1 protein-coding gene is annotated in these 453 nt (G+C 46.4%); it reads right to left on the bottom strand.

All coding sequences use genetic code 11. The annotated features are described in order from the left end of the window. Positions 1 to 280, bottom strand: a 280-nt coding sequence (locus tag CAN34_RS14585; protein ID WP_254423204.1) for an EamA family transporter, incomplete at its 3' end; no start/stop codon positions are given. Positions 281 to 453: the final 173 nt, after the last annotated feature.

Here is a 453-nt window from a genome sequence, read left to right as displayed (position 1 = left end):
CTCCTAAGAGCAGCACTGAAGCTATCATCCCGAATACCGGCACTAATAGAGCAAATGGCACAATCTTGGAAGCAGTATTTTGACTAAGCAGATGTGCCCAAAGTCCAAAGCCGAGCAGCGTTGAGATGTACACGATGAATCCAAGCGATAGCCAAGACTTAATTGATGCTTGCGTAAACGTCGCCACCTGCCATGCAGCGCTCTCAAATATAAGAGACGATAGAGTCAAAATTACACAAGCGATCAGGCCACCCCATACTACTAGAGATAGAGCAGACAACGCGGATGCCCTATTCTTCTGAGTGGTAGGTAAGACAACAGACAGACTTGATTCTTCCTGCGTAGCTTTTAAGGCAGATTGCGTTGATACTTGCTTTGAGGCAATGTTGCCAAAGCTCCAGCCTATAGCCGCAATCATATACAGACCAACCCATTAAAGGCATATAACCGCCA

The sequence above is a fragment of the Psychrobacter sp. DAB_AL32B genome (genome assembly GCF_002224105.1).
Taxonomy (GTDB): Bacteria; Pseudomonadota; Gammaproteobacteria; order Pseudomonadales; family Moraxellaceae; genus Psychrobacter.
Note: the sequence above shows the minus strand (reverse complement) of the source record. Positions and strands in the feature narration are given on the sequence as shown.